Consider the following 9,344-nt stretch of genomic DNA (forward strand, 5'->3'; position numbering starts at 1 on the left):
TTTTATTTATTGACATCTTTATTAAATAGAAATCGCTGAATTGTTTTTTCTAATTGTCTTATTTTAACTGGTTTTGCTAAATACTCATTAGCACCTGCGGCTAAACAGCGTTCGCGATCGCCTGCCATCGCTAATGCCGTTAGAGCAATAATAGGGGTGTCAACCAAATTGCGATCGCACCGAATTTGTTGAATAGCCTCCAGTCCGTTTACCCTAGGCATTTGAATATCCATTAAAATTAGGTCTGGATGGTAAGCCTTGGCATAATCAATAGCTTCTTGTCCATCTTTGGCTAATAGAAAACGATAACCTTTGGTTTCAAGACATTTAGAAAGCATACTAATATTAGCAATATTATCTTCAGCTAATAAGATCAAAGATTTCTGAATAATATTTGCATCAATAGAGTAATCTTCTCCATCATCATAATTACCCCTATCATCCCTTGTGGTGTCTATAGGAGAATGGGAGTAAGAATAACAAGGCAAATTAACTGTAAAGCAGCTACCGACATCAATCTCACTCGTGAGTTCTACCTTTCCACCATGCAGTTCCACAATCCGTTTAACTAGTGCTAGTCCTAGTCCTGTCCCATTATATTCACGATTGAGAGCGCTATCGATTTGAATAAACGGCTGGAAGAGTTTATGGATATTTTTAGGTAAAATACCGATGCCCGTATCAATTACAGAAATCCTTAAATAGTTTCGCTCTTGATCATTCAATACTTTATAAAAAGAGGCTTCTAAGCTAATACTTCCTCCCTCTGGCGTAAACTTCACAGCATTATTGAGGAGATTAATTAATACCTGTCGAATGCGCCGTTCATCTACCAAAAGATTAGGTAAATTAAGCTGTAGTTTAACATCAAGTTGAATCCGTTTTCGCAGGGCTTGCTGTTTAACAAAGGCAAGACTAGACTGACAGAGACTCGCCACAGGAACTGATGTCATATCTAGTTCAATTTGTCCAGATTCAATTTTGGCAAGGTCAAGAATATCATCGATTAATTCCAGTAGATGCGAACCACTACTTTCTACAATCTTCAAAGCGCCAAGTTGCTGTTCGTTGACATCACCAAAAAATCCCTCTTTTAGCCCGTCGGTCATGCCCAAAATCGCATTGAGAGGAGTGCGGAGTTCATGACTCATATTTGCCAGAAATTCGTCCTTAAGCCCAGTAACACGCGCCAGTTCTTGATTTATTTGTTGTAGCTGTTTAGTACGTCTCTCTACTTTAGATTCTAACTCTTGATTAAGTTTGTGTAGATCCCTCTCTGCCTTTTTACGATCGCTAATATCACGGATCATAAATAAAACTTCATCATCACCGTATTTGATTACTCGAACCTCTTCATCTTGGATGCGATCGCGAACTTGGATTTGCTGTTCATAAATTTGCAACTCCCCTGTCTCTAGTGCTTTCTGCAAGTAATATAACTGCTGCTGGGCAATCTCTGGAGGGAGCATATCCTTGATTGCAAGCCCTGCTATATCAGTGTCGCGATCAAGAATTCCAAAATCTTGATATGGTGTCACATACCCACGATAACAACCATCAGCACCAACCCGAACCATAATGTCTGGAATAGTGGCTAAAATCGTGTGACTCTGCGCTTCACTTTGACGTAACCGCATTTCTGCTAATTCACATTCGTTGAGACGATCTTGTAATTTTTGATTAATCCTAACTTGATGTAAGGCGATCGCCAAATGTACTGACAAAGACTGTAGTAGCTCAATTTCTTCTATCTGCCACTCACGCGCTTTCTCACTTTCGGTGACATTGAGAAATCCCCATAGTTCATCATTATATAGAATTGGCACTAAAATCTGGGCACAAATCTTAAATTTAGTGAGGATATTTTGCCGATAGGCTGACATTGTACTTGCGTAAATATTTCCTACGGAATAACAAGAAAAATCTATATCACAATCTAGACATCCTATACGGATTTGCTCAGTATCAATTCCATCAACTATTTGCCCCAAAGTCGATATCTCTGAGTCTGTAGATTCCGCAACAATTATATTTGTGCCATCAACTTCCAGCTTAATTATATTGACGCGATCGCAGTTTAGCAGTTGGCGTACTCCTTCCACGGTCGTATCGAGAATCGTTTGCAGACTCAAAGAAGCGCGAATTTGAGTGGATAGTTCTGCCAGTAATTTTTCCCGCTTTACTTTTTCCTGTAATGCAAGGGTACGAGCTTCAACCTGTTGCTCTAGTTCCAGATTACGACTGGTTAGTAGCTGCATTTTCTCCGATTCTAGTTGTACTACTTTCTTTTCCAACACCTCCGCTTGTTTATGCAATTCCAAAGGATTAAGAACTTGCAGTAAACTAGTGCGCGTAACGATCCCAATGAGTTCGCCCTGCTCAGTGGTTACGGCTAATCGATGGATTAGATACTGCTCCATTTTTTGCTGAACATTCCACAATGAATCCTCAGATTGCACCGTAAATATGGGCGTACTCATGACTTCATGAGCTAGATAGGTTTCTAAATTCAAACCTAATCCCTGAAATTGCACAATATCGCGTTCAGTCAAAATCCCTACGGGAATACGACTCATTTCCACCAATCTCGCAATAACTACGCAGCTCACATGATGTTCAAACATTAGCTGCGTAATCTTTAGGATTGAACTATCGGGAGTCGCCCATATCACCTCTTTAGTCATTACATCTGATACTGTCCGCGATCGCAGAATATCCTCAGGACTAGTAGTTTGCCTGAGGCTTTCATGGGTCACTAGTCCCACTAAAAGATTCTGTTCATCTAAAATCGGTATATGACGAATGTGATACTTTTGGAGAAGATTGATCACAAAAAACAAATCAGGAAAAGCCGATTCATAAAGAGTGACCACTGGGTATGTCATTACATCCCGCACTAATAAATCTCCCAAAGAATGCTTTTGGGCAGTCAATCTCACTATATCCCGTTCAGTGAGAATACCAACGACTTTCTGCTCTCTCAAGACTAATACACAACTAGATCGCGCCTCTAGCTCCATGACTTCAAATTGACTAGACTCAGTTCTTGTGGTTTCACAGATAGATCGCATAGCACTCATCATACTAATGGCATCAAACACCTTCGTATCGAGTGAAACTGTTAATGGATCTCGAATAATCGCCGACTTCAATGAGTTGAATTCTGGTTGAGTAAAAGATTTGCTAGTAAGCATTGTCTTTGTAATGAAAGCCTTAAAATTAAGAGTTTAGTCAAGATTTTTGATGTTTAACGCCGAAAATCTACTTGCTATGTTCAAATATTTACTAATAGTCCAAAAATCGAGATAAATAACAATAATTATCCCCCTAACATATTAGTAAATCTAAGTTTTGACGAATATTTTCTTAATTTCATGTACATTATTTACTACACTTACTATTAGAATACTCAGTTTATAAAACAATTATTAAATTCTATAGGGATTTTTAATAATGTATCCACAACGCATTGAACCATTGGCAGGACAAGAATCTGTATGGGACTATCCGCGTCCTGCAATTTTAGAAAATACAGATAAACATATTCGTGTTGTTTGTAATGGCATTGTCTTAGCAGAGACTCAACGAGCAAAACGAGTTCTCGAAACCAGCCATCCCCCTTGCTATTACATTCCTATTGAAGATATTAAAATGGAATATCTGATCGAAACTTCGCGTCGCACTCGCTGTGAATGGAAGGGTGTGAGCCAATATTATGATGTAGCGATCGCTGATAAATGTATCCAAAATAATGCGGCATGGCGATATTCTATCCCTACTCCCAATTTTATAGAGATTCAAGACTCCCTTAGTTTCTACGGTAGTCTGATGGATGCCTGCTATGTCAATGACGAACTAATCACTCCACAGGCAGGTGACTTTTATGGTGGCTGGATTACCTCAGACATTGTGGGACCTTTTAAGGGCGAAGTCGGCACTTGGGGCTGGTAATTGCCCTCAGTATTAGTAAAATCTGCTCCTGCTAAAATTGCCTCGCAAAAATTCACTCCCCGCAAATTTGCCCCAGCAAAGTTCACACCTCCCAAATTTGCCGCCGTAAAATTTGCATCTTCCAAATCCGCACCACTGAGATCTGCCCCCATCAATAAAGCATCCGTGAAATTTGACTTTTGCAAACAAGCCTCACTCATCATTGCCCCCACCAAATTTGCCCCCACAAACCGAGTCTCGATCGCTGATAACTCACATAAATCCGCCAGCATCAATTTGGCATTAGTAAAGTCCGCACCGCTCAAATTTGCCCCATTGAGTTTCGCACTCACCAAATTGATCAGCCGAAAGTTCCGCTTGCCAACGGAATACATATAGAGAACCTCCTGACTGCGATTGCTAAATAGATTGCCGAGTCGAGGCATCTCATCTTGATTTTGTTCTAAAGCGATCGCATCGGTAGCTTCACTCATGAGATTGAGCAAAGGATTTTGAGTGAGTTCCGTCGTAGTGACATCGCAATCAGGTAACGCTTCGGCAATGCGATCGAGTCTTTGGGAAACCGCTTGACGTTGAGATACTAATTCCTGAATTTGCTGATCCAACTTGCCTAGATATTGCTTCACCATCTGCTGAAAAGTCGCATAGGGAATAGTTTGCGATGCTTGTAAGTCCAGTAATTGTTTGATTTCCTCAAGGGATAGCCCAAAGGCTTTAGCACTTTGGATAAATAACAATCGCTCTAACGCATCAGCCGCATAAAGCCGATAACCCTGTGGCGATCGCAATGGTTTGAGCAACAACCCCAAACGTTCGTAATAGCGAATCGTCGCTGTAGGAATTTCGACTAAACGGCTTAGCTCCCCGATTAACCAACCACGAACATTACTAACTTGATCGCCTTCACTGGGTTCCATAATTTTACGGAATGCATTTTCTAGTCCAAATTGTAACGCCGAAATCAACATAGATTGAGCTAAGTAGCTCAGCATAGTTACAGCGCTTTACGCTCAAACCCAAACCAAGATATTTTTTGAAAGACTGGCGAAGCCAGTCTTTCAAAAAATATCTTGGTTTGTTTAATCGAAAATTTCTACATAAACCTACTGTTCCTCCCGCTAAGCGGAAGGCATAGCAGAAAAGCCATTGCAAAAAGAGTTGGAAACTTACTTTTTGCAATATGTTAATTGATAAGTTTTTTTTATAGGACTTTTGGGTTTGCCCATCTTGACCTTGAAGCTAGCTGCAAGTCCTAACCTATGAGTCATGGGATAACTAATCGCCTAAAAGCTAAGTCCTCCCAAGGGAATAGGAAGTCAAGAATAAATTAACAGTTGGTTGTAAGTTAAAGGTAATAAGGTCATGGCAGCACAAGGGACATTCACAGTAGGGGCAACGGGCAAACTCAGCTTTGATTTTTTATTTGATGGGGGCAAGTTTCAAGGGGAACTCGCGGTATTTAGTCTAAAGGGAATGGAAAGCCTAGAGGTTGGCTCAGCCGCATTTATCCAAGAAGCTACCCGTCGTGCCCTGACTAACTCTACGCAAGGCAGAATATTAGTTTCTGATGGTTCTGAGGGTGCAAAGTTTAGCGCGCAATTAGATTGGGAAGATAACTTTAATAGTGGTACATACAAAGGCATCAAAAACTTCTCCATGCAGGCAGGCGATCAAGTTGCTTTCATGTTAATTCCTAATGGAACTGTTAACCAAACTTTTGGTAGTTTAACTAATGGTTTAGAACTAGTTAGCGATCGCGTACCTCTATTTTCCATTAGCGCTGCTAATCCTGATAGCAGTACACAATTTACGCAAGTCGAGGGAATCGAAGGCAGAGGCAATGTCTTTGCGATGGAAGATGTCCGCCTCAAGAATGGTTCCGACTATGACTATAACGATCTAGTCTTTCAATTAACAGGGGCTGAAGGTAATGAAATTCCCGCAGTCGATGATGTGAGTGCAGTTACCAAAGATTGGATCGATACAGCGATCGGTAAACAAATCGCGGATTATGCTAGCCGTTCGACCTTTAATTCTGGAGTATTTCGCGTTGATGATTCTGGTCAAGTAGGTGTGGACTATCTCTATGATGGTGGCTGGTATCAAGGGGAAATGGCAATCTTTAGCCTCAAAGGAATGGAAGGTTTGCAGGTTGATTCCTATGAATTTGTCCAAGAAGCGACTCGCCGTGCTCTGAGTAACTCTACTCAAGGTCACATTGTCATTCAAGATCGGAATGAAGGCGCAAAATATACCGCTAAATTTGCATGGGAAGATGGCTTTAATGCAAGCGATTATAAAGGTGTCAAAACCTACTCAATGAATGCAGGTGAAGACTTTGCGGTAATGTTGATTCAAAATAGCACAGTGCAAGAACTTGCTAATGATGTTACCAAAATGTGGTCTGGCAATCGATTGCCCATCTTCTCAATTCCCCAAGCGAATATCGGCGCACCCAGCAGCATTCGTCAAATCGTTGATGTCACTGGTAGGGGTGACACCTTTGGCATGGAGGATGTGCGTACCGACTGGGGAACCATGTCCGACAAGGATTACAACGACATGGTTTTTCGCTTTACAGGTGCAACGGGGGTTGCCCCTCTGATGGATAGCAATGTTAATCGCGATCGCGACTGGCGTAGTTCTTCCGTTGGACAAGAATTGGTACAGTATGCGACTCGTCCTAAATATAGCGGTGGCATATTCGATACAGGCGAATCGGGCAAAGTTCGTATTGACTTTCTCCATGATGGTGGTTGGTATCAGAGTGAATTAGCCATTTTTAGTCTCGATGGGATGGAAAATCTCAAAGCTGGATCAGCAGAATTTATCCAAGAGGCATCCCGCCGCGCTCTTAGCGAATCCAACCTCGGTCATGTCGTCACTAAAGATCGCACTGATGCGGCAAAATTTTCGGATCAAGTGGCATGGGAAGCGGACTTTAACTCTGGTGCATACAAAGGCGCTCAAACCTTTGACATGGCTCCCCGTGGACACTTTGCCTTCATGCTAGTACAGAACAATACCGTAGCAGCGATCGCCAATGATATCAGCATCATTAATCAAACTGGTAACTTGCCGATGTTCTCGATTCCAGAAGCAAATCCCTTTGGAACAACCGTTGGACAAATGGTCAATGTCGATGGCAAAAACACCTATGCCTTTGAAGATAATCGTTTAGACTTACCAAATATTTCCGATCGCGACTATAACGACATCGTAATTCAAGTCAAGGGCGCAACCAGTGACGTACCTTTAATGGATAATTTGGTCAATCCTGAACGCGACTGGCGTACCTCTGATAGTGGCAAAGAATTACTTGCCTATGCCAACCGTGCCGAATATGACAAAGGTGTAATTACTGCTGGTGCGACTGGTCAAATCGAAGTAGAATTTCTCTACGATGGTGGCTATTACAAGGGTGATGTCGGTATTTTCAGCCTTGATGGCATGGATGCCTATGCTGCTGGCTCATCTGCTTTTATTGCTGAGGCGGCTCGCCGTGTAGCAAGTAACTCTACTCAAGGTTATGTTTTACTAAGCGATACTACCGATACGGCTAAATTCACTAGTGGTTTAGATTGGGAATCCAATTTTAACTCTGGTACATTCAAAGGTACAAAGATACTCAATCTCGCGCCCAATAGTTCCTATGGGGTCATCCAAGTTCCTAATGGCACAATTAGCGAAGTAATTGCTAACCCCGCAATTGATGGCACAAAGAGACCTTTGTTCTCCATGCTCGATAACAATCCTAGCCGTAGCTTTCAAATGGGCAAAACCGATTTGGGTAATGGTTCGTTTGTAGTTTCGATTGAAGATCAACGTCTTGATGGTGTGAGCGATCGCGACTACAACGATATTATCTTCCGCATTAAAGGGGATGCTTCTGTAAGTGCAGATACTCTCGATCGCGTGATGGCAGCTAACAAAGATTGGCGATCAACTGACATGGGACAAAACCTGCTCAAATATGCGAGCAATCCCTCTGCGACCACCAGTTCTCAATTTCTCTTTGGATTTAGCTGGAGCGATACCCTACAAGGAACCGAGGCTAATGAATATATTTCTGGCGGTGCTGGCAACGATATCCTCATCGGTGGCAAGGGAAATGACATCCTTGTTGGTGGTGCGGGCAATGATATCTTCCAATTTAACAATGTCAATGAGGCTGGTGATACAGTCATCGATTTCGGTGCTGGTGATGTCATTAATCTCAAGGGTGTACTGAGTTCCATCAGCTACCAAGGCTCTAATGCGATCGCTGATGGATTTGTCCGATTCCAGCAACTTGGTACAAACACGGTTGTCCAAGTCTCTCCCGACGGGTTAGGCAATACCAATAATCTAGTGAACTTATTGACTGTTAATAACACCAATATCACTGCTGTCACTAATAGCCTCATTTTTTAAATAATGAATCAAGAAGATAGGCGGTGCAAAGTACCGCCTATCTTCACTTTTAGATTAATTGATCACGCTTTAAGCTAGCGATTTCTGTAGAGTAAAAACTGTGGCGCACGTTGTACGTGTACCACAGTTTTTTAACTTACTTCTGCGACTTTGTAATATCGATATTTAGAAAGGGAACTGCGCCATTTCCACCTAATACTTGTGGAAATTTACCATCCCATTTTTCGATCGCCTGTTTTTGTAATAGCTCAGAAGTTAAGGTTTCTCGTAAGAGACGTTGAGCCTCCGCTTGTCCCTTAGCACGGTTAATAGTTGCCTCTGCCTCTTGCTCAGCTTCTCTGGCAATGTATACAGCCCTTTGAGCACGTTGTTCAGCAATTTGTTTTTCTTCTACTGCCTTAGAGAATTCTGTAGAGAAGTTTAGATCGACAACACTGGTATCTAAAACAATGATGCCGTACTTGCTCAATCGCTGGCTGAGAGCCTCATCAAAATCTAACTTCAGTTCATCACGCTTAGTAATTGCTTCTTCTACTGTACGTCTGGCGGCAGCAACTTTAAAAGATTCTTGAGTTTGTGGAGCAATGATTTTGGAAACAATATTTTGCAAAGTGCCTTGAGTACGACGGATTGTAACTACTTCGATAGGATCAAGGCGAAAGTTAATCGCAAAACTTGCTGTCAGCTGCTGCAAATCCTTGGTAGAACTTTGGGCAGGCACTTCAAACTTCTGGACAGTTAAGTCATAGACATCAACCTGAGAAATTACGGGCGGTTTAAAATGTACACCTTCTAGTAATACGCCATCCTTGGCTTTTCCTAAAATGCTCAATACCCCTGCCTCTCCGGGGTTGATGATTACGAAGGAGTTAAAACTGATGACCGCGAGAATTCCTAATATGGCAACTAGGATTAAGGATTGCCAGCTTGTTTCTTGGTCTTGCATTACTTTTTCCTAATGTTTATGGCACTCAATCATA

5 protein-coding genes are annotated in these 9,344 nt (G+C 41.8%); 2 read left to right on the forward strand and 3 right to left on the reverse strand.

All coding sequences use genetic code 11. The annotated features are described in order from the left end of the window. Positions 1–2 precede the first annotated feature (2 nt). Positions 3–3,194: a CBS domain-containing protein gene (locus NMG48_RS06135; protein ID WP_271254427.1), complete on the reverse strand. Its 3,192-nt coding sequence runs from the start codon at positions 3,192–3,194 to the stop codon at positions 3–5. 259 nt (positions 3,195–3,453) lie between these two features. On the opposite strand from NMG48_RS06135, the gene NMG48_RS06140 reads away from it, so the two are divergent. Continuing rightward, positions 3,454–3,951 carry a DUF427 domain-containing protein gene (locus NMG48_RS06140; RefSeq protein WP_271254428.1) on the forward strand — a complete coding sequence of 166 codons (498 nt, stop codon included), beginning with the start codon at positions 3,454–3,456 and terminating at the stop codon, positions 3,949–3,951. Here NMG48_RS06140 and NMG48_RS06145 read toward each other — a convergent pair. Beyond that, entirely contained in the window at positions 3,882–4,943 is a 1,062-nt protein-coding gene (locus NMG48_RS06145) for a pentapeptide repeat-containing protein (protein WP_271254429.1), read from the reverse strand. The two genes, NMG48_RS06140 and NMG48_RS06145, sit on opposite strands and share 70 nt — an antisense overlap. A 370-nt stretch (positions 4,944–5,313) precedes the next feature. Between NMG48_RS06145 and NMG48_RS06150 the strand changes: the two genes are divergently transcribed. Further along, the gene (locus tag NMG48_RS06150; protein ID WP_271254430.1) at positions 5,314–8,364 is read left to right on the forward strand and encodes a DUF4114 domain-containing protein; all 3,051 of its coding nucleotides are present in this window, start codon (positions 5,314–5,316) and stop codon (positions 8,362–8,364) included. 136 nt (positions 8,365–8,500) lie between these two features. Here the strand turns inward: NMG48_RS06150 and NMG48_RS06155 are convergent, their stop codons facing one another. After that, a complete protein-coding gene (locus tag NMG48_RS06155) occupies positions 8,501–9,310 on the reverse strand; it encodes a prohibitin family protein (RefSeq protein WP_271254431.1) in 810 nt (269 codons plus the stop codon). Between the last annotated feature and the right edge of the window lie 34 nt (positions 9,311–9,344).

The sequence above is a fragment of the Pseudanabaena sp. Chao 1811 genome, assembly GCF_027942295.1.
In the GTDB taxonomy this organism is placed as follows: domain Bacteria; phylum Cyanobacteriota; class Cyanobacteriia; order Pseudanabaenales; family Pseudanabaenaceae; genus Pseudanabaena.